Annotated in this window: 25 protein-coding genes; 14 read left to right on the top strand and 11 right to left on the bottom strand. The window is 67.1% G+C overall.

Annotated elements, in window-relative coordinates:
• Positions 1 to 134 precede the first annotated feature (134 nt).
• Positions 135 to 746, bottom strand: a complete 612-nt coding sequence (locus ACZ6W9_RS08725) for a GNAT family N-acetyltransferase (RefSeq protein WP_470117044.1) — start codon at positions 744 to 746, stop codon at positions 135 to 137.
• Between the two features lie 290 nt (positions 747 to 1036).
• On the opposite strand from ACZ6W9_RS08725, the gene ACZ6W9_RS08730 reads away from it, so the two are divergent.
• A complete protein-coding gene (locus ACZ6W9_RS08730; RefSeq protein WP_389969491.1) occupies positions 1037 to 1258 on the top strand; it encodes a hypothetical protein in 222 nt (73 codons plus the stop codon).
• Between the two features lie 177 nt (positions 1259 to 1435).
• Here the strand turns inward: ACZ6W9_RS08730 and ACZ6W9_RS08735 are convergent, their stop codons facing one another.
• Complete coding sequence (locus ACZ6W9_RS08735) at positions 1436 to 2032, bottom strand: exonuclease (protein WP_470117046.1); 597 nt, start codon at positions 2030 to 2032, stop codon at positions 1436 to 1438.
• Positions 2033 to 2105: 73 nt separating this feature from the next.
• On the opposite strand from ACZ6W9_RS08735, the gene ACZ6W9_RS08740 reads away from it, so the two are divergent.
• The 3 genes from ACZ6W9_RS08740 to ACZ6W9_RS08750 all read left to right on the top strand — a co-directional run bounded on the left by ACZ6W9_RS08740 (position 2106) and on the right by ACZ6W9_RS08750 (position 4814).
• Positions 2106 to 2489, top strand: a complete 384-nt coding sequence (locus ACZ6W9_RS08740; protein ID WP_470117048.1) for a nuclear transport factor 2 family protein — start codon at positions 2106 to 2108, stop codon at positions 2487 to 2489.
• Positions 2490 to 2739: 250 nt separating this feature from the next.
• On the top strand, positions 2740 to 4095 hold the full coding sequence (locus tag ACZ6W9_RS08745; RefSeq protein WP_470117050.1) for an AAA family ATPase: 1356 nt from the start codon (positions 2740 to 2742) through the stop codon (positions 4093 to 4095).
• A gap of 14 nt (positions 4096 to 4109) precedes the next feature.
• Positions 4110 to 4814, top strand: a complete 705-nt coding sequence (locus tag ACZ6W9_RS08750; protein WP_470117052.1) for an HNH endonuclease — start codon at positions 4110 to 4112, stop codon at positions 4812 to 4814.
• Positions 4815 to 4917: 103 nt separating this feature from the next.
• On the opposite strand, the gene ACZ6W9_RS08755 is transcribed toward ACZ6W9_RS08750, so the two are convergent.
• From ACZ6W9_RS08755 to ACZ6W9_RS08770, 4 genes are all read right to left on the bottom strand, one after another.
• A complete protein-coding gene (locus ACZ6W9_RS08755; RefSeq protein ID WP_470117054.1) occupies positions 4918 to 6891 on the bottom strand; it encodes a hypothetical protein in 1974 nt (657 codons plus the stop codon).
• Positions 6888 to 8045: a 5'-methylthioadenosine/S-adenosylhomocysteine nucleosidase family protein gene (locus ACZ6W9_RS08760; protein WP_470117056.1), complete on the bottom strand. Its 1158-nt coding sequence runs from the start codon at positions 8043 to 8045 to the stop codon at positions 6888 to 6890. The genes ACZ6W9_RS08755 and ACZ6W9_RS08760 overlap by 4 nt, the downstream gene beginning before the upstream one ends.
• A gap of 1 nt (position 8046) precedes the next feature.
• Complete coding sequence (locus tag ACZ6W9_RS08765) at positions 8047 to 8787, bottom strand: NUDIX hydrolase (protein ID WP_470117058.1); 741 nt, start codon at positions 8785 to 8787, stop codon at positions 8047 to 8049.
• 68 nt (positions 8788 to 8855) lie between these two features.
• Positions 8856 to 9467: a hypothetical protein gene (locus ACZ6W9_RS08770; protein ID WP_470117060.1), complete on the bottom strand. Its 612-nt coding sequence runs from the start codon at positions 9465 to 9467 to the stop codon at positions 8856 to 8858.
• 196 nt (positions 9468 to 9663) lie between these two features.
• Between ACZ6W9_RS08770 and ACZ6W9_RS08775 the strand changes: the two genes are divergently transcribed.
• The 8 genes from ACZ6W9_RS08775 (at position 9664) to ACZ6W9_RS08810 (ending at position 19835) form a co-directional block, all read left to right on the top strand.
• Positions 9664 to 11874 (top strand): N-6 DNA methylase, encoded by a 2211-nt coding sequence (locus ACZ6W9_RS08775; protein WP_362933923.1) that lies wholly within the window; start codon positions 9664 to 9666, stop codon positions 11872 to 11874.
• Between the two features lie 12 nt (positions 11875 to 11886).
• Positions 11887 to 13905, top strand: coding sequence for a type I restriction-modification system subunit M (locus ACZ6W9_RS08780; RefSeq protein WP_470117062.1), 2019 nt, complete (start codon positions 11887 to 11889; stop codon positions 13903 to 13905).
• Positions 13902 to 15131, top strand: a complete 1230-nt coding sequence (locus ACZ6W9_RS08785) for a restriction endonuclease subunit S (protein ID WP_470117064.1) — start codon at positions 13902 to 13904, stop codon at positions 15129 to 15131. Before ACZ6W9_RS08780 ends, ACZ6W9_RS08785 begins: the two co-directional genes overlap by 4 nt.
• 406 nt (positions 15132 to 15537) lie before the next feature.
• Positions 15538 to 16317, top strand: coding sequence for a helix-turn-helix domain-containing protein (locus ACZ6W9_RS08790; RefSeq protein ID WP_362933932.1), 780 nt, complete (start codon positions 15538 to 15540; stop codon positions 16315 to 16317).
• On the top strand, positions 16308 to 16547 hold the full coding sequence (locus ACZ6W9_RS08795; RefSeq protein ID WP_362933935.1) for a DUF397 domain-containing protein: 240 nt from the start codon (positions 16308 to 16310) through the stop codon (positions 16545 to 16547). The genes ACZ6W9_RS08790 and ACZ6W9_RS08795 overlap by 10 nt, the downstream gene beginning before the upstream one ends.
• A 141-nt stretch (positions 16548 to 16688) precedes the next feature.
• On the top strand, positions 16689 to 17960 hold the full coding sequence (locus ACZ6W9_RS08800) for an AAA family ATPase (RefSeq protein ID WP_362933938.1): 1272 nt from the start codon (positions 16689 to 16691) through the stop codon (positions 17958 to 17960).
• Positions 17957 to 18637: a hypothetical protein gene (locus ACZ6W9_RS08805; protein WP_470117067.1), complete on the top strand. Its 681-nt coding sequence runs from the start codon at positions 17957 to 17959 to the stop codon at positions 18635 to 18637. The genes ACZ6W9_RS08800 and ACZ6W9_RS08805 overlap by 4 nt, the downstream gene beginning before the upstream one ends.
• A 43-nt stretch (positions 18638 to 18680) precedes the next feature.
• Positions 18681 to 19835 (top strand): GmrSD restriction endonuclease domain-containing protein, encoded by a 1155-nt coding sequence (locus ACZ6W9_RS08810; RefSeq protein WP_470117068.1) that lies wholly within the window; start codon positions 18681 to 18683, stop codon positions 19833 to 19835.
• Positions 19836 to 19850: 15 nt separating this feature from the next.
• On the opposite strand, the gene ACZ6W9_RS08815 is transcribed toward ACZ6W9_RS08810, so the two are convergent.
• The 5 genes from ACZ6W9_RS08815 to ACZ6W9_RS08835 form a co-directional block, all read right to left on the bottom strand.
• The gene (locus tag ACZ6W9_RS08815) at positions 19851 to 20165 is read right to left on the bottom strand and encodes a mycothiol transferase (protein ID WP_470117197.1); all 315 of its coding nucleotides are present in this window, start codon (positions 20163 to 20165) and stop codon (positions 19851 to 19853) included.
• Between the two features lie 13 nt (positions 20166 to 20178).
• Complete coding sequence (locus ACZ6W9_RS08820) at positions 20179 to 20790, bottom strand: DUF6082 family protein (protein WP_470117070.1); 612 nt, start codon at positions 20788 to 20790, stop codon at positions 20179 to 20181.
• 117 nt (positions 20791 to 20907) lie between these two features.
• Entirely contained in the window at positions 20908 to 21489 is a 582-nt protein-coding gene (locus tag ACZ6W9_RS08825) for a DUF6879 family protein (RefSeq protein ID WP_470117072.1), read from the bottom strand.
• Positions 21490 to 21729: a hypothetical protein gene (locus ACZ6W9_RS08830; protein WP_470117073.1), complete on the bottom strand. Its 240-nt coding sequence runs from the start codon at positions 21727 to 21729 to the stop codon at positions 21490 to 21492.
• 295 nt (positions 21730 to 22024) lie between these two features.
• Positions 22025 to 22486 (bottom strand): ATP-binding protein, encoded by a 462-nt coding sequence (locus ACZ6W9_RS08835; RefSeq protein WP_470117075.1) that lies wholly within the window; start codon positions 22484 to 22486, stop codon positions 22025 to 22027.
• A gap of 303 nt (positions 22487 to 22789) precedes the next feature.
• On the opposite strand from ACZ6W9_RS08835, the gene ACZ6W9_RS08840 reads away from it, so the two are divergent.
• Entirely contained in the window at positions 22790 to 24778 is a 1989-nt protein-coding gene (locus ACZ6W9_RS08840; protein ID WP_470117077.1) for an alpha/beta hydrolase, read from the top strand.
• An 84-nt stretch (positions 24779 to 24862) separates the two neighbouring features.
• Positions 24863 to 25279 (top strand): hypothetical protein, encoded by a 417-nt coding sequence (locus ACZ6W9_RS08845; RefSeq protein ID WP_470117079.1) that lies wholly within the window; start codon positions 24863 to 24865, stop codon positions 25277 to 25279.
• Positions 25280 to 25348: the final 69 nt, after the last annotated feature.

The raw sequence follows: 25348 nt of genomic DNA on the forward strand, positions 1-25348 counted from the left end.
GATCTCACCACCAACCCGGCGGTTACGCGACTCGGCGGGTGTCCCCGTGGCGTCTGCCGGCGGCGGGGAGGAGAACCCGCCCGAACCACGCGATGCCTGATACGGCGCGTCTCATGATGACGAAGCGGGGCGCCTCATCGTGACGGCGGAGCCGGCGGGCGGCGCATCGCCCAGACGCGCGGGCCGCCGCCGGGCACCCGGATCTCGCCCGTCACCTCGAACCCCAGCCGCCGGTAGAAGCGCACGTTGCCCTCGGACGAGGTCTCAAGGACGGCGGGCAGGCCGACGCGGTCGGCCTCGGCCAGGCCGGGGCGCAGCACCGCCGTACCCGCCCCGCCGCCCTGCCGCTCCGGAAGCACGCCCACGGTGGCCAGCACGAACGACGGCTCACCGGTCCGCAGCACCGCGCAGGCGGACTCCGCCGCGAGCATCGCCGCGTGACGGTCTCCGGACAGCTCCTCCTCCCGGTCGGCGAGCCCCTGCCAGACCTCGCCCGGCACCGGGCGGTCGGGCCGCAGCCACACCGCCACGGCCGCCATCCGCCCGTCGCCGCCGTCCGCGGCCCACACCTCCCCGTACGGCAGGCCGACCTCCTCGACCGTGATCCGGAACAACCCGGCCAGCCGTTCCCGGTGCCGGTCGGCGGCGACCGTCCAGCTCGTCCAGGCGTACCCGTCGAAGGCCCGTGCCAGCACCCCGGCGGCCTCGGCCGCCTCCCCGGGTCCGATCCCGCGCACCTCCCGCACGGCACAACCACCTCTCCCGTCGTTCCGGACGCCGCAGGCGAGCGTATCCCCATGCCCGCCCCCGGCGGGGCATGGCTCTTCCGCTGTTCATCGCCCCCACCGGCTTGAATCCTCCCCGTTCCGGGCCGGCGTCCTGAGCGTGAATGTTTCAGAGACGTCGCGGCTCTCCGTCGATATCCGGCGAGGTCACGATTTCGCAGGAGCGCCGCGAGAATTCCGGGACTCGCCGGGGGTGGGCGGCGCTGTCATTCTTTCCAGGATGTCCGTCGCGAGACCCGAGGGAGAGTCAAATGGGCAGAGCTCGATCGCTGGCCGTCACCGCGGCACTGGCCACCGGCCTGGCGCTGTCGGTGGGAACGGCCCCCGCCCAGGCCGACAGCATCAGGTACGTCTATTACCTCTACTCCGACTGCCTCAACGGCGGAAACCTCGGTATCCAGTGGGGATGGTGGACCTCCTACAATTGCGTCTACACGGAAAGCTACGGGCCGAAATGGGCGTTGTGGGCCTGACCGTCGGCTGACAGAATTCCTTTCATGCTTCATCCGCGATAAAGGCCGATCCCGTACGCCGGCGGCGCGGGTGTCCGGGCGGCTGGGCCCGGGCCGGGCGGACGGCGGTGATGTGGCCGGCGGCGCGGTCCGGAGCTCAGGGGGCGGTCCCCGGAGCCCAGGAAAGCGGTCCGGAACTCAAGGAGAAGAGGGCCGCTGCGCCTCGTGCCGAGCGGCTTCGCCGTCCCGGCGGCTGCTCAGCACGGCGTCGAAGACCTGAGCCAGTTCGGCGGCGTCCTCACCGGCATGGTGCGTATGCGGAAGGTCCGTGATCCTCAGGCGCTGCTTGATCTCGCTCTTGCGCGAACCGGCCCATTCGCAACCGGTCATCCCCATCCAGTAACTCCGCAGGTCAAGACCGGCTCCCGAGGCGTTGAAGGGACTCTTGCCGAGAAAGCGGAGGAAGTACCAGTGGGTGAACATGCCGTCGAAGACGGCGGGGCCGCCCAGGAAGACCGGCCGGCCGATCCGGCGCAGGCCGTTGACCCAGCGCGCGGCCGCGGCCATGGCGTCCTCGGCCGCCGGAGCCTCCCGCACCAGACGGTCGCGGTCGAGCCCGGAGACCGCGAGGGCCTCCGGCACGAAGTCGTCGGAGATGGGCCTGAGCTCGGTGTAGAAGGTCAGCTCGGGACGGCCGACGACGGCCATCCCCAGCGAGATCATGCTGTAGGGGCCGGGAATGGGCCCGTCCGCCTCCACGTCGACGGCCACGTAGAGCTCGGGGAGTCTCGTCACCCGGGCCACGCTAGCGGGACGCCCGGGAGGCTTCATCGGATTTACGGCGATGATCGGTTGTAGGGTCTGGCGAATGGACGAGACCTCCGAGACCAGGCAGGCCGTGCGCGCCTATGTCGACAACACCGAGCGGCGCGACTGGGAGGGCCTCGGCGCCCTGCTCGCCGAGGACGTGGTCTACGAGATGCCGCAGAGCCGGGAGCGGATCCGGGGGAAGGCGGCCTATCTCCGCTTCAACATGGAATACCCCGGTGACTGGCACCTCGAGTTGCGGCGCGTCGTCGCCGACGGTCGGCACGCCGCGGCGTGGATCGACGCACGCGTCGGGGCGGAGCGCCAGGACGCCTGCGTGTGGTTCGAGATCTCCGAGCAGGGGATGATCAGCCGGATCGTCGACTACTGGCCGGAACCGTACGACCCGCCGTCCGGCCGCGAGCACCTGGTGGAGCGCTGGTAGGCCGGAGGGGATCGGCAGGCGCAAGGGAAGCGACCGGTCGTGTGGAGGGCCATCCGGGTGCCTTGTCGCCGGAGACATCCCATGACACCCGTAGCGAGCGCCCGCCACCACGTACGAGCACCTGGTGACCGGCGGTAAGCGGGGTACGTCGGCGCCATGTGGGCGTTCGAGTGTGATCGGGCCATGGTCAGGGCCTATTGTTCGAGGAACAGGGCGCCCGATCATCGAGGTCACGGACAGGAGTCGACGGATGCACATCGCCGAGATCAAGGTCTCCGGCGTTCGCGGCTTCTCCGGTCCCCGCAGCGTGAATCTCCGGCTGACCCGCCCGGACGGCAGCCACGCCGGCTGGACGGTTCTGGCCGGCCGGAACGGCTCCGGCAAGTCGACTCTGCTACGCGCCCTCGCCCTGGCGATGGCGGGGCCCTCCGCCGCCCGCAGCCTCGTTCCTGCCTTCGACGGGTGGATCTCCAACGGGTCCTTGGAGGGATTCGTCGAGGCCGAGATCGTTTCCGACGAGCGTTGGGACCACCTCGCCGGAGCGCGGTCTCAAGGCGGAATTTTTCCCACCCGGCTGACCTGGTCACGGGAACCGATCGGCGACTCGGGGGAGTATGGTCCGCAGCCGATCCTCCGGGGAGACGGCGAGATCGCCGTCCATGGGCCATGGGCGGACAACCCGCTGGGCTGGTTCTTCGCGGGATACGGCCCCTTTCGCCGGTTGGTCGGCGGTTCGCTGGACGCGCAGCGGCTCATACTGGGCGGCGGGCCGGTCTCCCGCCTGGCCAGTCTCTTCCACGAGGACGCCTCCCTCGCCGAAAGCGTCGGTTGGCTCATCGACCTGCATCTTCGCCGCCTGGAGGGGCGACCGGGCGCCGAGCGACTCCTGGGCTTCGTCACGGAGCTTCTCAATGACGGGCTGCTGCCGGACGGGTTCCATGTCGAGCGGGTTGACAGCGATGGACTGTGGGCCAGGCGGGACGGCCAGAGCATCCCTCTCCGAGAATTGAGCGACGGCTACCGCACCGTCACCGCACTCGTCCTCGACATGGTCCGCCAGATGTACCAGGTGCCTTATCACAAAAATCTGCCGATGGCCCGCCCCTGGTATCCGGGGAGATCCGAGGGGAAACCACTGGTCGACATGTCAGGTGTGGTCCTCATCGACGAGGTCGACGTCCACCTCCACGTGAGCTGGCAGAAGAAGATCGGCGGGTGGCTCAAGAGTCACTTCCCGAACATCCAGTTCATTGTGACCTCGCACAGCCCCTACGTCTGCCAGAGCGCCGACCCCGGGGGGCTGATCCGGCTTCCCGGAGTCGACGAGGACGTGCCTCCTCGCGTCGTCGACGAGGACCTGTACGAACGCATCGTCTACGGCAGCGGTGACGATGCTCTCCTCAGCGACCTCTTCGGAATCGACTCGCCCTACTCCCACCATGCCGAGAGCATGCGACGCAGGCTCACGGCACTGGAACGCGCGGTCCTCCGGGGAAAGGCGACCGCCGAGGAGCATCGGGAGTACGAGCGTCTGCGGGAGACGCTCACCAGCTCCCTGACCGCCCGTGTGGACGAGGTCGCCGCGAGGATCGCCGACAATCCATGATCCATATCCGTCGCGTGACGCTTCCCCCCGAGCTGGCCGAAAGGCTCCGCGACAGCACTGACGAGTTGCACGCGGCCAAGGCGGACTGCCCGACGGCGCGGGTGGCCTGGAAGTCAGCCAGAGTCGTCCGGGTGCAGTTGGCACGTCACCTCACCGCCATGGCGGCGGGAATCAAACGATGCATGTACTGCGGGGACGGGCTCGGAACGGACATCGATCACTTCGAGCCCCTGGCCCAGGCGCCGCTGCGCGCCTTCGACTGGCCCAACCACCTCCTAGCCTGCTCGCACTGCAACAGCCACCAGAAGCGGGAACTCTTCCCCCGGGGCGAGGACGGTGAGCCGCTGCTCGTCGACCCCTCCGCGGAGGACCCGTACGAGCACCTGGAACTCGTACTGAGCACGGGCGTCTACGAGGCCGTGACGTCCCGGGGCCGTGTCACGATCGAGGTCTTCGGCCTGAACCGCGCGGACCTGGTGCGTGGCCGCGCCTCAGCCTTCATCCGGACGGTGTGCATGCTCCGTGAGCGCGTCCGCCTGCTGCGGTCCGCCGGGATCGAGGAGGCGGACGAGATCGTCGCGTCGCTCCTCGACCAGCCCTTCGCCGACGTCCTGTACGCCATGCTGCGTTACCGGGATCTGCCCGGCGCCGAACACGTTCTCCGAGGCGAGGACGTCGTCGACGCCCTCGCCGATCCGGCGCTTCATCTCTGGACCTGACCTGCGGGACCCGGGACGGCCTGCGGGACCGTTCAGCGCCTTGCACCGTGGGAACGACCACCTCGGAACGGTCGCGATACGGCTTTCCGAGACCTTCATGCCCTCACGTCGCTCCTCGCTGCTTTCCTTCACGGTGGTGTTCCTGAGTGATCCAGCCCTTCCCTTCGGCGGCGATCCCTTCCAGGATGTGCAGGGTACGGCGAAGACCCGAAGCGTCCAGCGTCGCCTCGGACACCGTTTCAGGTTCTTCTCCCTCCTGGAGTTCCTCCGGCCCTGGATCGGTCGCTTCGACACGGACTTCCTGACCGTTGACGAGCGCAAGTTCGAACACCTGCCTGCCGTCGTCCTCTTGGCTCACCCGTACGGCCGCGATCTTCTCGAAGCTGTAGTTGGCTCGTCGCCGGATGTGGAACGAACCCTGTTCGAAATCGAGCGTGATGGTGAGTTCACGCACTCCGTCCGCGGTGAGAAGGAACATAAGGAGCCGATATTTCTTGTAACGCCAAGGGCCGCGTAGTGCTCGCGCGCGCGGGCTCGAGGCAGCGGGCGTCTCGATGAAGGCGTGGGCGATGACGTCACTCATCTTCAGCTCATAACGCCGCAGCGCCTCGTTCAGCAGCACTTTCCGGTCGTAGTCCAGCCAGGCGGCCATCTCCCGGTCCTTGGGTTTGTCGGTCAGCTTCGCCCGCCACCGGGCGAAGGCCATCTCGTCGCTCTCCTTCGTCTGCCTGTTCTCCACCTCGTCGGCGGCACACCGGCGACGCTCCAGGATGATGTGCAGCCAGGTACGGGCGGCGATCCACCCGCCTATGAGCGCGATGCCCGCTGAGCAGGCCGCGCTCAGAGGACTGGCCGACACCGCGCCACCCACTGCCCAAAGCCCTCCGGCGATGAAGGCGGTCAACCCGAAGATCGTGACCGCCTTCACCGACGGAGGCGTGGCGAGCTCGTCGCGGTAGCTCCAGAGCGTGCCGTTCTTCCAGCGCTTCCTGACGTCGCCGGCACGGTGCCGGATCAGCCAGGCTATCTTCTCGACGCCGATCCTCGACTCCCGATAGACCTCTACCACCTCGTCACGAAGGCTTCTGCGGATTCCCGCCGTCGTGGACAGCCAGAAATCGCGGTCGACGCCTTGTGGAAGATATATGGCGAAGTAGTGATCGAAGCGATGCTCCACCTGCCGTGCGAAGCCACCGGGCGACGCGTTGGTCGCGCGCTGCCGGGGTGTCCCGTACTCCTCGTCCTTCGCGCGACGCCGTATGACGCGGAAGCGCCACTTCACACCGTCGCGCGCGCCGAAGAAGCCGCCGGTAACGCTGAGCAGGTAGACGAGGAACGCGGAGATATGGCCTGCCTGGACCAGCAGGTAGCCGATGTGAATCGACGCCACGACGAAGGCGGCCGTCGCCGTCACAGCCCTGGTCCAGGTGGACATGGAGATCGCGGATGGTCGCGCTTGACGCTTCTGCGGCCTGGCCGGGTTCGGCGTGAAGAACTTCCAGACCCGGTCCACCCGGCCACCGGCCATGCGTTCGGCTTCGGCCAGCTTCCATGCCTCGTGCCACATCTGATCCTTGAGTGGTCCCTCAAGGAACGACTCGAGATGCCGCAGGATCAAGGTGCGTTGGAGCGGACCGAGCGCGTCGACCTCCTTCAGGAGGACGCGGCTGTCCGCATCGGACTTTCTCGCGGAGTCCAGCAGACGGTGAAGGACCTGCAGCCCTTCCGCCCACTCGTCGGCACCGGCGACGTGTCGGCTGCTCAGCGCTTTCTGGAGCACGGCGGTCTCTTCCTTAGACAGTTCGCGCCGGGTCCGGCCGCTCACCAGAGCGAGGAGCCGGTAGAAACGGACCCTGTCGGTCCGGTATTCGGCGAAGAAGGCCTCATCGATGAGCCGCCGTGCCTGGCTGATCATGTCGCCGTCGAGGCACCGGACACCGGCCTCGAACTTCTCCTTGGGAGAGGCGTCCGCGGGTATCACGTAGGCGTGGAGATCGCCGTGGATCGTTCCCACCTGCGCTCCGACATAGGCGGAACCATCGGCGGTGTTCGTCGTGGAGGCGCCTGGAGCCGTCACGACAGCCCCTGAGCCAGGCCGATGATGATCGCCAGCTCCGCGGCCAGTTCCGCAACGTCGCCGATGAGCCCGCGCAGTTTCTTGAGCGCCAGCGTCAGCCTGCCCCGGCTCTGGGGCGTGTCGGTCTCCAGCGCCTTGTCGGCCACGGCGAGTTCCGCCTCCGCCGCCGTATAGGTGTCGTCGTCCAGGTGACCGGCATCCCGTGCCCGCTGGAGCCGGGTACGGAAACCGGTGAGCGCCTCCGCCAGGTCGGCCGGCGGGGCGGGCTCCGGGGTGATCCGGATTCCGCCGTACACGGTGCCGGCCTGTACTCCCACCCGCGCGTTCCCCTTCGCGACGTTCCTGACGGTCTCGGGCATCGCCGGCCTCCTCGTCTCGGTCGTCGTGCGCCGGGCGTCGTCCCGCGCCTCGGTGGCCAGTTCCTCGGCCAGGGAGACGGCGAACGCCGCAGCGTTGGACACCGCCCGCTGCTGCCACCACTCACGGTCGGTGTTCTCCTTGGTGCCGTCGGCCCGGTCGCTGATGCCCCGGACCACGACCACCGGCAGCGACCTGTTCAGATGCCCGGCCTGCGCCACACCGGCGCCCTCCATCTCGACCGCCTGAGCGTCGTTGTAGTGCTCCCGGATCCAGCGGGCGTGCGCGGAGATCCTGGAGTTCAGTACCACCTCACCGGCGGCGATCGGTGCGAAGCGCACCTCGCAGTCCTGGCCGTCAGCGGAAAGACGGTGCTTCCAGGAACCGTCGCGGGCGAGGTGTCGGGCGGCCTGGTCGGCGGCGTGTGAGATGTCCCAGGCGCGGGGACGGCTCTTGAGGCCGTCGTCCTCGCTCGTTCCGCCGTGGTACGCGTAGACCCGCGTCGCCACCACCACGTCGCCGAGGGCGATGTGGGGGTACAGGGCGCCTGCCACCCCCACGAAGAGCAGGGCGGCCGGGGCGAACTCGTGGATGGCGCGTTCGGCCAGCACCGCCGCGGCCTGGTTGCCCATGCCCACGTGGGTCAGGGCCACTTTGCACTGGCCGTCCGCCAGTCGGCCGACCTCGAAGCGGGTGCCCTGTGGGTGCCGATGCGGACGCGGATCGACCAGTCTCTCGCGGACCGCCTGATATTCCAGGTCCAGCGCGGTGAGGATCACGATCGGGGGACGGCTCACTTCACTGCTCCTTCTCTGCTCGACTTGTGTTCGGCGACTCGGCGGGCCGGACCATCGGCGGGTACAGGACCGCGCGTGGACCGGCTTTGAACAGTCGGGCCGGTCGTCCGGTCGCGGCCTTCCGCGCCGATCCGACCGGGACGATGAAGCCATCGGTCTTCTGGACCTTGCGATAGAAGTTCCGGGGATCTAGGGGGATGCCCCACACGGCCTCGTACACTTCCTGGAGTTCGGTGATCGTGAAGATCGGCCCGCAGAACGCCGTCGCGAGCGCGGAGTGCTCGATCTTGACGCGGGCGCGTTCGACGCCGTCCGTGACGATCCGCCGATGGTCGAAGGCGAGCTTCAGCTCTCCGGAGAGCACCCGGTCGACCGGCTGCCACCTGGCGTCGGCCGCGTCCGTCCCGGCGGTCGGCTCCGGTAGCCTCGGCGTGATCGCCAGGTAGGCCACCGACACCACCCTGCCGCGCGGGTCACGACCGGGCTCGCCGTACACGCCCAGCTGTTCCAGGGGCAGGGTCTCGGCGTCCAGGTTCGCCTCCTCCAGCAGCTCCCGGTGGGCGGCGGCGGTGAGGTCCTCCTCAAGGTGCCCGAGGAAGCCGCCGGGCAGCGCCGCCGCGCCCCTGTACGGTTCGACGCCGCGCTCGACGAGCAGCACGTGCAGCCGCGATCCGCGCAACGTCAGGATCACCAGGTCGACGGCGAGCGGTACGGCGGGGGCCACCCAGCGATCGTCGGTCATGCGGTGAGACTAGCTTTTTGTCATTCTGACAGAAAGAGGAGCCACAACACTGTGCCGTTTGCGAGAGGTCAGTTGCGGGTGAGGACCCACGAGCCGTCGGCGTGGACGGTGACCAGGCGGGTGCCCGACGGCAGCAGGGCCTTGCCCCGGTAGGAGCCGATCTGGTTGAACAGCAGGTCGCCGTAGGAGCCGGGGCGGGTGTAGCCGTGGACGATGAAGTTGCCCTCGCCGTTGAAGGTCGAGCGGACGGTCCGCAGTCCGCGGGTGGGGGAGAGCTTGAGCACCTGGTCGCCGGTGCCGCGGACGGTTCCGGAGCACCAGCAGCGGGCCTTGCTCAGCGGCTTGAAGACCGCGCTCCACGCGCCGTCGGCCTTGATCTCCAGTGCCGCCGTCCCCTTGCCGCCATAGGTGTTGTACATGACGGTGCCGTTGTAGGGGCCGATCTCGTTGACCAGCAGCTCCTGCTTCTTCCCGGCCGCGGTGACGGTGAAGACGATGAAGTTGGCCTCGCCGTCGTGCCGGAACTGCAGCAGGCCGGGGGTCTTGGTGAGGCGGACGCGGACGACCTCGTCGCCCTCGCCCCGGTAGGCGGTGTCGGCGTGGGCGGTGTCGACACTCACGGCGCCGGTGGTGAGGGTCGCGGCGGCCAGGACGAGCGCGGCCAGAACACGCTTGAACATGGGGCTCCTCAGGGGGATGAACGCACACGGGGTACGGCCGGCCACGTCACCTCGCCCAGCAGCGTGGTGTGACCGACGCCACCCAGTAGAGCACGTGTTGATTCAATCAACAAACGATTTCCGCGACATTGCCGGGAAGAGACGTCCAGCGTTAGGGTTTGGTTCACGTTCGGAAAGACCCCGGGAGGCGGCCGACATGCGGCGAGACGTCCAGGTGACCGCTGCCGACATCGCGCGGCTGGCCGGGGTGGGCCGGGCGGCGGTGAGCAACTGGCGGCGCCGGTTCGCCGACTTCCCGCAACCCGTCGGCGGTACGGCCACCAGCCCCGCCTTCTCCCTGGCAGAGGTCCGCGCCTGGCTGCTCTCACCCGGCTCGCCCGGCTCCTCCGGCCATGACCGGGAACTGCCGCCCGACGAGTGGCTCTGGCAGGACCTGCGGGCCGTCGCCGATGACGACGACCTCGCCGACCTGATCGCCGACCTCGGCGCGTTCCTCGTCTACACGCACCGCCGCGCCCAGGACTGGGCGGAGCTCGCGTCCGGTGACGACGCGGCGCTCGCCGTCGGCCTCCCCCCGAGGGTCCGCGAGGTGATGCCCTCCCTCCTCGCGAGGGCGGGCGAGGTCACACCGTCCTTCCCCGCCGCCCTGTCCCCGGACCGGGTTCCGCTGATCCGCGCCGTCGCCCGGCTCGGCGTGGAGCGCGGCGCATCCGACGCCTTCGAGTTCCTGCGCGAACGCTACTTCGAGACCCACTCCCGGCGGCTCCACCTCACCCCGCGCGAGATCATCGAGCTCACCCTGGAGCTGGCCGGGCTCGGCGCGGAGGAACCGGCGGGTCCGCGGGCCCGCGGTGACAGCGGATCGGAACCGGCCGGTCCGCAGGACGGTGGTTCGCCCGGTCCGGAGGAATCGGCCGGTTCGCGGGTCCGCGGCGCCTCCGGCCCGGGGACGCCGGGCCGACGGGTCCGCAGCGTCCTCGATCCGGCCTGCGGCGCCGGTGACCACCTCCTCGCGATGCTGGACCGCTCACCCGCCGTCCGGGTCATGGGTCAGGAATCCGACCCGGCCGTCGCCCGGCTCACCGCCGTACGGCTCGCCCTGCGCGGCGACGACACCGACGTCCGCACCGGAGACTCCCTGCGCGCCGACGCATTCCCCGGCGAGACCGCCGACGCGGTGGTGTGCAACCCGCCGTTCAACGACCGCGCCTGGGGCTACGAGGAGCTGACCTCCGACCCGCGCTGGGAGTACGGCCTGCCGCCCCGGATGGAGTCCGAGCTCGCCTGGGTCCAGCACGCCTTGGCCCACCTGCGCCCGGACGGCGTCGCCGTACTGCTGATGCCGCCGGCCGTGGGCAACCGCAGGTCCGGCCGCCGCATCCGCGGCCAGCTGCTGCGCCGCGGTGCGCTGCGCGCTGTCATCGGACTGCCCGCCGGAGCCGTGCCCAACGTCGCGGTCGCCCTGAACCTGTGGGTGCTGCGCAGACCCGCCGAACCCCGCACCCCCCGCCACGTCCTGATGGCCGACACCTCGGGACGGCCTGAGGACTACGCCGAGACGGCCGTCGCGGCCTGGCGGCGGTTCGACGCCGGGAAGGAGCTGGACGAACCCGGGGTGAGCCGTACGGTGCCGGTCATCGACCTGCTGGACGACGAGATCGACCTGACCCCGGCCCGCCACCTGTCCACCGCCGCCGCGAACCTGGCGCCCGAACGGGTCACCGGCACCCGTGACCGCCTCGCCGACCTGCTGCGCACCGTCGCCGAACTGGCCCCCGCCGTTCGGACCGAACCGCGCGACCTGCCGCTCATGCCGCTGTCGGAACTCCTGCGGCGCGGCATGCTCACCCTGCACCAGCAGGCGCCTGTCCGCCCCGGCGAGGAGACCGAGGTCACCGACGGCTCCGCCGTATTGACCGCCGAGGATGTCGTGCTGGACCGGCCGCCCTCCGGCCGCACCCCCGCTCACGCGGTGCGGCGGGAGATCCTGACCCGGCCGGGCGACGTCGCGGTGCCCCAGATCGTCCGCGTCCCCGTCGCCCGGGTCCTCACCCGGGGCGGCGCCGTACTCGGCACTCATTTACACCTGCTGCGGACCGACCCCGAGACGCTGGACCCCGACTTCCTGGCCGGCTTCCTGAGCGGCCCGGCCAACCTCCGCCACTACGGCCCGGCGTCCAGCACCGGCATCCGCGTGGACGTCCGCCGCGCCGAGGTGCCGCTGCTGCCCATCGAGGAACAGCGCGCGTACGGCGAGGCGTTCCGGCGGCTGACGTCCTTCGCCGCCGCGCTGCGGGAGGCGGCCGAAGTGGGAGAGAATCTGATCCGGCTGACCGCCGACGGGCTCACCCACGGCGGCCTCCGCCCGCCCGTCGATGACGACCCGTCCGCCCCCCGCACGACGTGAAGAAGGAGAGCCGTGAGCGGTAACCACCAGAGGTACGCGGACTTCATCTGGTCGGTCGCCGACCTGCTGCGCGGCGACTACCGCCAGTCGGAGTACGGCAAGGTCATCCTGCCCTTCACCCTGCTGCGCCGCATCGACTGCGTGCTCGCCCCCACCAAGCAGGCAGTCCTGGCCAGGGCCGGGGAACTGAAGGACCGGGGCCTGCCGGAGCAGGCCGTGGACCGGATGCTGCGCGACGTGGCCGGGGCGAGCTTCTACAACCGCAGCCCTCTCGACTTCGGCAGGTTCATCGGTGACGCCGAGAACGTCGCGCGGAACCTCCGCTCCTACATCGGCGGGTTCTCCGGCGGCGCCGCCGAGGTGCTGGACAGGTACCGCTTCGACGAGCAGATCACCCGCCTCGACGAGGCCGGGCTGCTCTACCTCGTGACCGCGAAGTTCGCCGAGATCGACCTGCACCCGGACGTCGTCGACAACCATCAGATGGGCTACATCTTCGAGGAGCTCATCCGGAGGTTCTCCGAGATCTCCAACGAGACCGCGGGAGAGCACTTCACCCCCCGTGAGGTCATCAAGCTGATGGTCAACCTCCTCATGGCCCCCGACGACGCGGACATCATGACGCCGGGCATCGTCCGCACGATCTACGACCCGGCCTGCGGCACCGGCGGCATCCTGTCGGCCGCCGAGGAGCACATCACCCGCTACAACGCGCACGCCACGGTGAAGGTCCACGGCCAGGAGCTCAACCCCGAATCGTGGGCCATCTGCCGCTCCGACATGATGCTCAAGGGCCAGGACCCCTCCCAGATCATCCTCGGCAACTCCTTCACCCACCGCGGCCACGCCGACAAGAGGTTCGACTACCTCATGGCCAACCCGCCGTTCGGCGTGGAGTGGAAGAAGGTGCAGAGGCAGGTCGAGGACGAGGCCCGCGACCTCGGCTGGGCCGGCCGGTTCGGCGCGGGGACGCCCCGGATCAACGACGGCTCGTTCCTCTTCCTCCAGCACATGATCTCCCACATGAAGCCGGTCGAGCAGGGCGGCTCCCGCATCGCGATCGTCTTCAACGGCTCCCCGCTGTTCACCGGCGCGGCCGGCTCGGGGGAGTCGGAGATCCGCCGCTGGATACTGGAGAACGACTGGCTGGAGGCCATCGTCGCCCTGCCCGACCAGCTCTTCTACAACACCGGCATCTCCACCTACTTCTGGATCCTGTCCAACCGCAAGGCCCCCGCCCTGAAGGACAAGGTGATCCTGCTGGACGCCCGGGAGTGCTGGACGAAGATGCGCAAGTCCCTCGGCGACAAGCGCAAGGTGATCCCCGACGAGCGGATCGACGAGCTGACCGCGATCTACAAGGACGCCCTCGCCGTCGCGGCCGACGCCGACCACGAGCACCACGCCAAGGTGAAGATCTTCCCGCGCCACGCCTTCGGCTACCAGCGCATCACCGTCGAACGCCCGCTCCGCCAGCGCTTCGAGGTCACCGACGCCACCACCGACGCGGTCGCCGAGGCCAAGGCCGTCGCCAGGTTCGACCACAGCGACGCCCTGCTCGCCGCCCTGCGCTCCCTGTCCGGTACGGCGTGCGGCACCAAACTGGAGTTCGCCGGCAAACTGGACGCCGCCCTCGCCGAGCACGGTCTGAGCAAGCTCCCCGCCCCGGTGGAGAAGGCCGTCTGGGCCGAGGTCGCGGCCGGCGACCCCGAAGGCCAGCTCCAGACCGACCGGAAGAACAACCCGCTGCCCGACCCGGATCTGCGGGACAACGAGAACGTGCCGCTGACGTCGATGAACTCCACCCCGGCGGAGCGGGAGGCGGAGATCGAGGAGTACCTGCGCCGCGAGGTGCTGCCGCACGTGCCGGACGCGTGGGTGGATCATACGAAGACGAAGCTGGGGTTCGAGATCCCGTTCACCCGGCACTTCTACGTGTACACGCCGCCTCGTCCTCTGGAGGAGATCGACGCGGAGCTTCGGGCGCTGGAGGCGGAGATTCAGAAGCTCTTGGGTGAGGTGACTCGATGAGCGGCGCTGATCTGGCCCCGTGGCTCGCACAGTCGAAGTGGCCTACTGTACCGATCAGGTACGTCGCCAAGCTGGGCACGGGCCACACGCCGAGTCGCCAGCACTCGGAGTACTGGGAAGACTGCACCATCCCCTGGATCACTCTGGCCGACGTCTGGCAACTCCGGGACGGAACGCGCGACACGGTCGTGGAGACCAAGGAGAAGATCAGCCGCCTTGGCCTCGCCAACTCGGCGGCGGTTCTCCATCCGGCGGGGACGGTCATCCTCTCCCGCACGGCGTCGGTCGGCTTCTCAGCGATCATGGGACAGGACATGGCGACCAGCCAAGATTTCGCCACCTGGACCTGCGGCCCGAAGATCGAGCCGCGTTATCTGCTGCATGCTCTGAGGGCGATGGCGCCTGACCTTCGCCGGGTGGCGGCAGGGTCAACGCATAAAACGATCTATATGCCGGATATTGAGCAACTGAGGCTTCCTCTGCCTCCAACTGATGAGCAGCGGCGTATCGTCCAGTATCTAGATGCTAAAATCGCATATTTGCATTCTTTGAAAGAGCTCCGTGAACGTCAAGTTAATTTAATATCGGAACGACGTTCAGCTTTTATAAGATCTTTAGTGGCGGGTGAAAGTTCGTCGGCAACCAGGCGCAAAACCGGTAGCCCCTGGGTTCCTAGTGTCCCAATTCATTGGGGAGTTCTTCCATTAAAGCGGAGATGGTCGATAGTTGACTGTAAGCATCGAACCCCTGACTACGTAGACCATGGTTACCCTGTGGTGAGTCCCGGTGATGTGACGGTCGGAAGGCTTGACTTGAGTCGAGCTCATCGTTTCGTAGATGGGGATGACTTTAGAGATTTGGCCGATGGGCCGCGAAGGCCGCGGCGCGGAGACATTATTTATAGCAGAAACGCATCTGTTGGAATCGCCTCTTACGTAGATACGGATGAGCCGTTTACTATGGGGCAAGACGTCTGCAGGATAACTAGCAAATCCGAGAGTCAGCTTTACCTTTATTACGTGCTGAATTTTATGGCGCAAAGTCAGCTAGAGGCGCTTCAGATTGGTAGCATTTTTGCTAGGGTGAACATTGGAGCCCTTCTTGATCTTCTCGTCCCTTGCCCTCCGCGGCAAGAGCAAGAAGAAATTGCGCGGCGCATCGATGTGGAATTCGGTCGATATGAGCGAACGATGAAAGTTCTAAAGAATCAGATCCTCTTAATTTAAGAAAGGCAGCAGGCATTGATTGTGGCGGCGGTCACCGGGCAAATTGATATGGCGACAACATGAGGTGACCGGCGTAGCTGTACTTTATTCAATTGGGAAGCAACTTTTATGGGCTGTGAGGCTCGGCCTGATTCGGTGAGCTGGAGGTTGGGCGGCCTAGTCGCGAACCAATGGGCGCTTGCCGCTCTCGCACCCCCTCTCGCTGAACTGAAAAAATACAGGTTTTGGCGTGCGTTGAAGTCCGACAATTTCCGCATGCCCTGATGGTCCGCTCTGAACACCTCGCCTTTCTCGGAGTGAATATGTTCAGCACGCCGAATTTCAGTTACCTTGGGTGTTCGATCGGTTGCGAAAGGTGAGCGCTGGGTTGTCGGCGCTGTCCTTGAAGTCGGGCAAGGAGGGCGAAATGGCCAACATCTACACCCCCCAGGCGATCTGGGGCCGGGAGCTTCGTCACTACCGCAAGGGAGCGGGCCTCACTCAGGGGCAGCTAGCCCAGAAGATCCACTTCAGCGAGTCGCTGATCAGCGGCGTAGAGACCGGTCAGCTCCCCGCCAGCCCGGACTTCGCCGAAACCTGCGACAAGGTCCTCAACACGGGTGGGGCCCTGCACCGCCTCCTCGACTGGCGGAAGGGCCAGACCTTTCCCTCCTGGTTCGGCCCCTGGCGCGAGAAGGAACAGGAAGCGATCGCCCTCCGGACCTATGAGCCACTGGTATTCCCCGGCCTGCTCCAGACGGAGGCGTACGCCCGCGTGCTGCTGCGCGGAAACGAAGCGGCGGTGGAGGCCCGCATGGACCGGCAGACCATCCTTGCTCGGCAGAGCCCGCGTCCGCCGTCCTTCCGGTGTGTGATCGACGAGGCGATGCTCTACCGCCCGGTCGGTGGGCCGGAGGTGATGCGAGAGCAGTTGGAGCGTCTCGTGTCGATGACCGGCGAGCGCCTCAGCGTTCAGGTGATTCCGAACGGCATGCACTCGGGCTTGATGGGCGGCTTCGCAATCGCCACCCTGGAGACGGGGCGCGACGTACTGTATGCCGAGACGGCCGTGCGCGGTATCACCACGAACGACCCCGAGGACGTCGCCGTGGCCCTGGAGCGTTTCGACGCCATCCGTAGCGAGGCGCTGCCGATCAACATGTCTATCGATCTCATCAAGAAGGCGGTAGTCGAGAAATGGACCTGAGCAACGCCAGGTGGGTCAAGTCAAGCTTCTCCGGAGACAATGGCGGCAATTGCGTTGAAGTGGCGGAGTTGACGAGCGTCGGCGACGGCACCGGTCACAAGGACGGGCACCCCGACCTGATCGCCGTACGTGACTCCAAGGACCCCGACGGCCCCAAGCTGTTCTTCACCCCCGCCGAGTGGGACGCCTTCCTCAACGGCGCCAAGGCCGGCGAGTTCGACCGCCACTGACCCGCTTCTGCCCCTACCGAGTCACCGGCCGCCGAGGTGTCCCCTCGGCGGCCGGTGAGTCTCACGGCTTCACCGCCGAATGGGATCTCCGTACCGCTACGCTCGTCAACCTGTTGGATCACTGCTGCGGAGGCGGGGAAGATGGTGCGCGACAGCCGGGGACGGTCGGCGGCGCGACCTCCGTACCAGCCGGCCGGAGAGCGGGGGATCATGGTACGGCGTCTGAGCGAACTGAAGGTGCAGAACTTCCTCAGCCTGAGGGACGTGACGCTGCCCCTCAATCCGGTCAACGTGCTGGTCGGACCGAACGGCGCGGGAAAAACGAACGTTCTGAAGGTGTTCGACTTCTTGGCTGACGTCGTCCGCAGTGATCTGGGTCCAGCCCTTGATAGGCGTGGGGGGTTTGACCGGCTGGTCTTCCGTGGCGGCGATCCTGAGATTCACCGCGTCATGGTTGGTCTCAAAGGCAGGTGGTCAGCATTCGCCAGTGACCAGCCAGATGAGTACGAGATGGTGCTGAACGATCGATTGTTGAAGCGAACGGAGGCTTTCGACCTGGCGCTGCCGAACGGCGGCAGACGTAAGATCCAGGTCAAGGAAGATGGCGTGGTCAGCGACAGGAATATCGGGGGACTACCCCCTCCGTTTAGGATCGTATCCACTGGAGGAAGTGCACTCACCCTCAGCGCTCTGACCAGTGCTCTATCGACCCTGCCTCGGCTGTCCGAGAAGCTTGGAGGCCAGGAGGTCGTAGCCTTGGCTGATTTTCTTGCCGGTTTCCGTGTCTTTGATGTAGATGTCACCCGCGCCTGTCTGCCGTCCCGTGTCGTGGAAAGCGGTCATGACGCCATCGAGGACGACGCCTCCAACCTCGCCGGGTTCCTGATGACGCTGCGAGACGCCGGCGAAGAGCCCTGGGAACGCCTCCAGGCCGACGCGGTGGAGGTCCTTCCTCACCTCGAAGCCATCGACTTCGAGCACCCTTGGGGGGCGGCTCACACCGTCGTCGTCACCTTGCGCGAGCGGGGGTTGCGAGGTGGCACCCCCCTGCTCGACGCCTCCTACGGCACCATCCGGCTGCTCGGCCTCCTCGCCATGCTCCACGACCCGAATCCTCCGGCGCTCACCTGCGTGGAGGAGATCGACCACGGCCTGCATCCTCAGGCGCTGGAGCTGCTGGTCGAGCGGGTCCGGGAGGCCAGCGAGCGGACGCAGTTCATCATCGCCACGCACTCGCCGGCCCTCGCCGACCGGCTCAGGCCGGAGGAGCTCATCGTGTGCGAACGTGGCGAGGACGGCTCCTCCCTGATCCCGGCCATCCCGACGGCCCGGGTGGAGGAGATCGTGCGGGCCAGCGAGGGGATGCCGCTGGGTGAGCTGTGGTTCTCCGGGGCGTTAGGCGGCGATCTGTGAGCAGGCGCGGAGGCACCCGCGCCCGGCCGGCCAGGAAACCGGTCGTGGTGGTCGCCGGTGAGGACCGGAACGACCGGCTCGGCATCCGGATCCTGCTGGAGGACCTCTGCCCCGACATGCGGGGTCGGGTCGTGGAGATCAGCGACCCGGTGCGCCTGCGTCAGGCCACCGGTGCGAACCTGACCGCGCGTGCCGAGACGCTCGCCCGCAAGGTCCGGGCGCGGGCCGTACGGGACGACACGACGGTGGCGTGCGTCTTCGTCCACGAGGACCTCGACGCGGTCGACGACGACCGGTATCCGCTCGTTCGCCTGCGGGTGGAGAAGGCGCTGGAGTCCGCGCTGGGCACGGCCCACTACGCCCTGGCCGTGTCGGAGATCGAGTCGTGGCTGCTGCTGTTCCCGGACGCCCTCACCGCCCTCTGCGGAACCTGGTCGGTCCCGGCCCGCCACCGGGGCCGGGACACCGGCAAGCTGGCCGACCCCAAGCAGATCCTGATGAAGGAGGTCAGCGGCTCGGGCCGCCGCTACCGGGAGACCGACGCCCCGGACGTCCTCGACCGGGCCGTGACGCTCGGGCTGACCAGGAGCCCGCTGGGCCGTAACCGGTCCTACGAGCGGCTTCGTGAGGACGCCGCCCGCTGCTGCACCGAACACCTCCGGGAAAGACCCCGCTGATCTCCTTCGGAGCGTTGGACCACGAACCTCGGGAAGCCCTCAGATGAGATCCGCACAGGACGACGTCCTGTTCGAGTACGACTCGGCAGGAGCGAGCACGGGTGTCGAGTTGGAGGTCATCGAGGCGATCGATGAGCCGTTCGATCCGGAGCTGATCGATGTGGTGACCAGAAACCCCACCGTGGACCTGCTCCTGTCACGCATCAAAACGGGCATGATCGATCTGGCGCCCGACTTCCAGCGCAAGGTCGGCATCTGGAACGAGAAACACCAGAGCCGCCTGATCGAGTCTCTGCTGCTCAGGATCCCGCTCCCCACCCTCTACGCCTCCGAGGGTGAAGACGACGTGTGGACGATCGTGGACGGTATTCAGCGCCTCACCGCGATACGGCGGTTCGTCGACCCGTCAGGCGCCGGCAGGGAGCAGCTGTTCCTCCAAGGCCTGGAGTATCTCCAGGACTACGACGGGTGCGCCTTCGACGACCTTCCCGGTCGCCTCCAACTGCGGCTGCGGGAGACCGAACTGGTCGTCCACCTGATCCGCCGTGGCACTCCGGAGGCGGTGAAGTTCAACATCTTCGCCAGGATCAATACGGGCGGTCTGCCGCTGTCCCGCCAGGAGCTCAGGCACGCTCTCATCCCGGGCCGCGCTCGCGAGCTTCTCGGGGAACTCGCCGGATCGGAGTCGTTCCTCCGGGCGACCGACAAGAGCGTCAACCCGGAGCGCATGGCTGATCGGGAGATGGTCCTGCGGTTCATCGCGTTCCGGCTGACTTCTCTGGCCTCCTACGCGTACACCGATTTCGACCACTTCCTTCGCGAGTCCATGCGTGCCATCGACAAGATGACGAGCAAGGATATCTGGCACATCAAACTGCAATTCGCTCGCGCTATGGACGCCGCCCACCATATTTTCGGTCCTCACGCCTTCCGCAAGCGCTATCGTGACGTCGAGCGGAGGTTCCCGATCAACAAAGCCCTCTTCGAAACCGTTGCGGTGAACCTCGCGAAGCGGACCGACGAAGATCTGGCCCTGCTGATGTCCCGGCGTGACCTGGTCCAGGTCGGCCTCGTCGACCTGCTCACCGATTACCCCGATTTCGAACGGGCGATCTCGCAGAGCACGGGAGACCACAGCAAGGTACGCCTGCGGTTCAATGCGGTGAAGGATCTCCTCGCGACGGTGATCATTGACTGAGCGGCTCGATGCCTCTCATGACACCATCCGGCCGCTTGGACTCCTCCCGATGCTCCATGCCTCCAGCCCCCGGCGTTTACCTGTGCAGAGGAGACCCGTGCAGGTTGGCGAAGGAGCGCCGTCGTCCGGGCAGTCCTGAAAGAGGACCTCGAACCAGCAGTGCTCGGTCCAGCGCATGTGAGAGACGAGGCCGGTCACCGTCATCAGCGGTGAGGCGGGCAGCACCGGACGGTAGGCGTCCTCCTCCGACAAGCCCTCACATTTCCACCGAACGAGTGCGCGCTGCATGTCGAGTCGGCCGACGAGCCGGGTTCGCTCATCGGCGACGATCGGGCCCTTGGTGCTACTTGCCGCGCAGCCGCCTGACGGCGCTCTGAAGCCGGGGGAGGATGCCTCTGTTCTGAGGAGGGACGGCGGCGGCGAAGGCGCGGTCGACCTCGGCGGTGAAGAAGTCCTCGCCCTGGTCGCCCCGGGTGACCGTCACCCGTACGGTCCGTGCCTTCTGCCAAAAACGGTAGATGTCCCTGCTCTCCATCAGGTGGCTGAGCGCGCCGCGCAGTTCGGCCAGCTCGATGGTCCGGGTCTCGTAGGCGACCTTCTGCAGGTTGAGGATCAGGTTGCAGTAGTGGTCCTTCTTCGTCGCCTCGACCCCCGGCGACATCAGCGGCCACACCTCCCGCAGCTCGGCGTCGTCGATCGCCATCCTGATCAGGCTGGTGTGCAGTTCACGCAGCGCGATCTCGCTGCTGCGCTGCTGCTCCTCACGCGCGATGGTCAGCTCCTCGCGCTGGTTGCGCAGCTCGCGGCCCTGGAGGAAGAGGGTGAGGGCGATGCCGATGAACGCGACGCCGGAGAAGAAGACGCCGATCGGCGACAGCGCCTCTCCGATCTTCGACCACTTGTCGAGGGTCGCGGCGTCGGAGCGGAGCAACAGAATCGCAGGGATGACCAGCACAATCGCCACCAATGCGATACCGAGAATCGGAGCGGAGGAAAGGGCGACGGCTCTCAACCACCGGCGGCGACTCATCATCGGAACGTATCCGGAGGACCGCCCGCCGTCCATGCCCGATCAAATATCGGCCATGAACTCCTCGAACGGTACGGCGCGCCGCCGAAGTTCGGTTGCCTTCTTCTCCAGCGCGGCGATCACATCGGGTTCGTGCGTCACCCATCCGCCCGACTGAAGGCCGATCTCCCCGTAATCATGGATCAGCGCCGTGTGCCGGTCGAAGAGGAGGAAATCGAAATGCTCATCGTCGGGAAGCCTCATCGCGGGATCGCAGCGCACGATTTCGATGTTCTCACCGATCTTCATCCGGATGCGGTAGGCGATCAGCTCGTAGTCGAGATAGGGCGTCAGCGGCTCCTGGATCAAGCGGATCCGGGCGTAGTCGATGCCTCTTCGCTCGACGTCCTCGTACAGTGACCGCTCGGCCTCCGACTCCGTCCGGAGCAGCCGTTCGGCCTCGGTGAGGTCACCCCGCTCGTAGGCGGCCTGGGAGGTCGTGATGTCGCGCTCTCGGTAGCTCTGCCGGCATTCGAGCTTGAGGAACCGCTTGTCCGTGCGTGACCAGGCGTCCAGGAAGCACGTCCCGAACTCGTCGAGGTCCAGTCGCCGGCCCGATGTCGTTGCCCACCGCGGAGGACGCATCTACTGCTCCGGAATGTCGCTCTTCGCCGAGATCAGCGTGGCGCGTGAGATCAGTACGATCCGTTCGTCCGGGGCACATCGTGCGTCGTGCAGTGGATTCACGCCGAGCTGGTCGGTGATATCGGTCCCGATGACGGCGAAGTTTCCGTCATCCAATTCGATGATATCCGGTGACCCTGTGGCGGCAGTGGTGTCGCCGCGCTCTTTCGGAGTATTTCCCAGGCGCCGAACAGCCTTCATTCGCCCTCTTTTCGATTGAAGGTGTCCATTCCTCCATATCATCGTTTGTGGTGAATCGCAAGAAAGATCGGCCTGCTTGATTCGGCGCTCTGATATGGTCTGCCCGGATATATCGCCATCGATAATTCGGTGTCCGCATGGGACGGATGAGAACGCCGCCCGGCCGTCACCGCGACGGCGGCAGCCAGCAGACCCCGGCCGCGAAGGCCGGCGTCCACGGCGTCCACCTCGGCGGAGGCCCGTCGTACGGTGGCCTCGGCCTTCCGCCGGGCCGGGGTCCCGGCCGATCAGGTGTTCAGGGCCAGGCGAGGAGCTGGAACCAGACGGACTTGCCGTACGGGTTGAGGGTCCAGCCCCAGTTGTGGGAGAGGTCCTCGACGATGGACAGGCCGCGGCCGGAGGTCTCCAGGTCGGACGGTCTGCGCATCCGGGGGATCTCGACGCAGGAGTCGTAGACGTCCACGACGAGCAGCGCGCCCAGCTTGCCGACCGTGACCCGGATGACGTTGCGGGCGGGGGCGTCGGCCGTGCCGTACGCCATGGCGTTGGTGGCCAGCTCCGAGACGAGCAGTTCGGCGATCTCCGGGGCCTCCCCGGCCGCGTCCCAGTCGTCGGCTGTGTCGCGCACGAAGCGGCGGATGGACGCCACGCTCCGCTCCGCACGGGTGATCCACCGCTCGCCGAGCGGGAAGAGGTCCGGGTTGGGCGTGTAGTGGTATCTGCTCAGCGTCGCGCACGCTTGGAGAGCCTCTTCCACGCTCTCTTTCTTTAACTCGGAATGCATGCGTTCAGCGTGCCCGGACGTGGTCATGGCGGGCACCCGAATGGTTGCGAGCGGCGAGCGTTGAGGTTCACGCCGTCGTCCTTGAAATCCGGCAAGAAGGGCATGACGGCTGTCCGATCGGGTTTCCGCTGCCACCTTCCCGGCTGGTTGGCGGGACCCTCATCGTTTCGGCGGTAAATCGCTTTTGTAGGGGCCGTATATCGGGAATGTCTGTTTCGGGAGACTTCAACGCCAGACCTTGATCCCGGATGACCTTGCGTGAGACTCTGACGCATTGTGGCGGCGAATGCGACTGCGGAGTTGGAAGCGGCGTTGTCGCGGATCACTCAGCTCGGCCGGAGCCATGCGGCGGCGCTGGACTCGTCCGTGCGGTACATGGTGGCCAACGCCTGGGTCGGCGGGGGAGCGCCGGCGTTCGCCCAGGCGCTCGCGGCCCGCCGTACGGCATTGCAGTCGGCCTTCCAGGACGCGGCCGAGGAGATGGCGCGGCGGATCAGGCAGCTCGGCGGCCAGGCGCAGGCGCCCTCGTTCTCCACATCGGTCGCTACGGCGGCGGCCCGGCCGTCCTCCTTCTCCGGGATGGACGTCGCGGCGATGGGCCGCCTGGTGGCCGACCTCCAGCGGGCCGGACCGGAGCTGATCGGCGCCGGGCAGCGGCTCACCGCCGAACTGTCCGCGCTGTGCGTCGCCTCGCCCTCCGTGCGGCAGGTCGGCGACGCCGGCGTCTGGGCTGAGGAGCAGGTCCGCGACCTGCGGCAGCGGTTGGCGGTGATCCAGCAGACCCACGACATCGGCACCGCCTCTCAGGCGACGGCCGCCTTCGGCCTGTTCGGCGGGCACGCGCCAGACTCCAACGGGGTGGGCAGGCTGACCGCCGCCGCGGCCCGCGGGGACGTCACGGCGCTGAAAGCGCTGGCGGACCTGCAGAAGACCGGTAAGGACAAGACGCTCGCCGGACGGCTCAGCGTGTGGTGGCGGCAGCTCGGCCCGCTGGCGCAAGGTCAGTTGATGAACGCCTCCCCGGGCCTGGTCGGCGGCCTGAACGGGCTCCCCGCGGTGGACCGTGACAAGGCCAACCGGGCGTATCTCGCCGCCCAGAAGGTCGCGATCCCGCCGGAGCTACAGCGTCTCCGCGCCTCCTCGGCCGCGCTGGGGGCGGAGATGAAGAAGCTCAACGACCAGATGGCGGGCATCCGTGATCCTTACCAGAAGTACGGTCTCAGCCAGAGACTGGAGCAACTGCGCGAGTCCTCGGAGCGAGTGAAGGGGTCGATCGAGGAGCAGGAGCTGAAGATGCGGCAGCTGGCGGCGGTGGAGAAGGGGATGGCGCTCGGCGGGCAGAACGGTCGGCCTCCAGCCTTCCTGCTGCAACTGGAGTTGGGGGGCCCAGGTAAGACCGCCATCTCATTCGGAGATCCCGATGAGGCTGACAACTTGGTCACCTACGTCCCCGGAACCGGAACCACTTTGGAAGGCTTCGCTGGGGACGCCAATCGTGCTGCCGTCATGTGGGACCAGGCACGCAGGTTCCAGGAGAACAAGAAGATCGCATCTATCGCCTGGCTCGGCTATGAGGCCCCGCAGTGGGGATCGACTTTCAGCTTGAGCAGGACGGTCGTCAACGACAATGCGGCCAAAGAAGGTGCTCCGGCGCTCGCCAGCTTCGCCGATGGCCTACGTGCCGCCCATGACGCATCCTCAGACGCCCGCTTCACCGTGCTTGGACACAGCTACGGCTCCACTGTCACAGGCTTGGCCGCCAAACAGCGCCCGGGTGCTTTCGCTGACCAGGTGATCTTTGTGGGAAGTCCCGGTGTGGGTGCCGCGAGAGCGAGAGACCTGGGGGTCGGCTCGGTATGGGTGGGAGAGGCTCCCAACGATCCGGTGGGAGACATAGGCTCCATGCCTCTTCAGTTCACCGGGACCCTTGACGACGATGCGCCGCACCTTCCCGCAATGAGCGGCCCACTTGGCGTAGACCCGAGTTCGGCCGAGTTCGGCGCCCGGCAGTTCTATGTCGAGGACTCGGGAGACGCCGCCTACACCTTCAAGGGGCACTCGAAGTACTGGAGCGCTAACTCCATATCGCTGAAGAACATCGGGTATCTGATCGACGGTAAGTACGACTCTCTTCAGGCGCCTCCTACTACCCAGAGGCAGAGCCCTCCCTCTCCTGCCATGCCTCCCGCTCCACCAGTGAATGCGTTGACGAACGGAAGGCCGTCGCCGCAGCCGCAACCTTCGCCAACCCCGGCCGGAGATTAGATGCCACGCCTCACCGCGATACTCGTTGTCATTGCCGTCCTCGTCACTGGCTGTACCGGAGGAGGAGCTGTGCAGGAGCCCACGATGACCCAGGCTCAGGCGCTGGCTCGTGTCGAGCAGCTCATCAAGGAGACGGCTGCGGTGATCACGCCGACGCCTCGGCTGGATCTCGATCGCCCCAGCCTCAACGTCAACGGTTGTCTCGATCCTACTGACGGAGGCTCCGAGGACCGCGTGGTGATCGCCCGCTCTTACTATTTGCGAGACATCCCCAAGGAGCAAGTACCCGAGGTGGCCCGGCAGGTCGAGCGGTATTGGAAACAACAAGGCCACTACATCGGGGCGGTCTCCGCGAACGGCCTGAACATCTCAGGACGCTCCCGGCCTGACGACTTTCTGCTCTCCCTCGCACCGACTGGCGACGACGACGTATTGAACATGGGCGTCACCTCTCCTTGTATCTGGCCCAACGGCACCCCCGAACCCTCTTCCGCCGACTGATCTCCGCCTCACCATCCGCTCTTCGAGCGCTTCCCCGGTTGTTGCCTTCGGGGTAACCCGAACCCCGGG

The sequence above is a fragment of the Streptosporangium sp. NPDC053982 genome (assembly GCF_055585205.1).

Bases quoted from the DNA above. Each gene is read 5' to 3' on its own strand.
- ACZ6W9_RS08775 (WP_362933923.1), top strand. From the start codon at position 9,664: ATGCGGCGAGACGTCCAGGTGACCGCTGCCGACATCGCGCGGCTGGCC.
- ACZ6W9_RS08785 (WP_470117064.1), top strand. From the start codon at position 13,902: ATGAGCGGCGCTGATCTGGCCCCGTGGCTCGCACAGTCGAAGTGGCCT.
- ACZ6W9_RS08790 (WP_362933932.1), top strand. From the start codon at position 15,538: ATGGCCAACATCTACACCCCCCAGGCGATCTGGGGCCGGGAGCTTCGT.
- ACZ6W9_RS08825 (WP_470117072.1), bottom strand. From the start codon at position 21,489: ATGCGTCCTCCGCGGTGGGCAACGACATCGGGCCGGCGACTGGACCTC.
- ACZ6W9_RS08830 (WP_470117073.1), bottom strand. From the start codon at position 21,729: ATGAAGGCTGTTCGGCGCCTGGGAAATACTCCGAAAGAGCGCGGCGAC.
- ACZ6W9_RS08845 (WP_470117079.1), top strand. From the start codon at position 24,863: ATGACCCAGGCTCAGGCGCTGGCTCGTGTCGAGCAGCTCATCAAGGAG.
- ACZ6W9_RS08745 (WP_470117050.1), top strand. From the start codon at position 2,740: ATGCACATCGCCGAGATCAAGGTCTCCGGCGTTCGCGGCTTCTCCGGT.
- ACZ6W9_RS08795 (WP_362933935.1), top strand. From the start codon at position 16,308: ATGGACCTGAGCAACGCCAGGTGGGTCAAGTCAAGCTTCTCCGGAGAC.
- ACZ6W9_RS08730 (WP_389969491.1), top strand. From the start codon at position 1,037: ATGGGCAGAGCTCGATCGCTGGCCGTCACCGCGGCACTGGCCACCGGC.
- ACZ6W9_RS08740 (WP_470117048.1), top strand. From the start codon at position 2,106: ATGGACGAGACCTCCGAGACCAGGCAGGCCGTGCGCGCCTATGTCGAC.
- ACZ6W9_RS08810 (WP_470117068.1), top strand. From the start codon at position 18,681: ATGAGATCCGCACAGGACGACGTCCTGTTCGAGTACGACTCGGCAGGA.
- ACZ6W9_RS08765 (WP_470117058.1), bottom strand. From the start codon at position 8,787: ATGACCGACGATCGCTGGGTGGCCCCCGCCGTACCGCTCGCCGTCGAC.
- ACZ6W9_RS08770 (WP_470117060.1), bottom strand. From the start codon at position 9,467: ATGTTCAAGCGTGTTCTGGCCGCGCTCGTCCTGGCCGCCGCGACCCTC.
- ACZ6W9_RS08800 (WP_362933938.1), top strand. From the start codon at position 16,689: ATGGTGCGCGACAGCCGGGGACGGTCGGCGGCGCGACCTCCGTACCAG.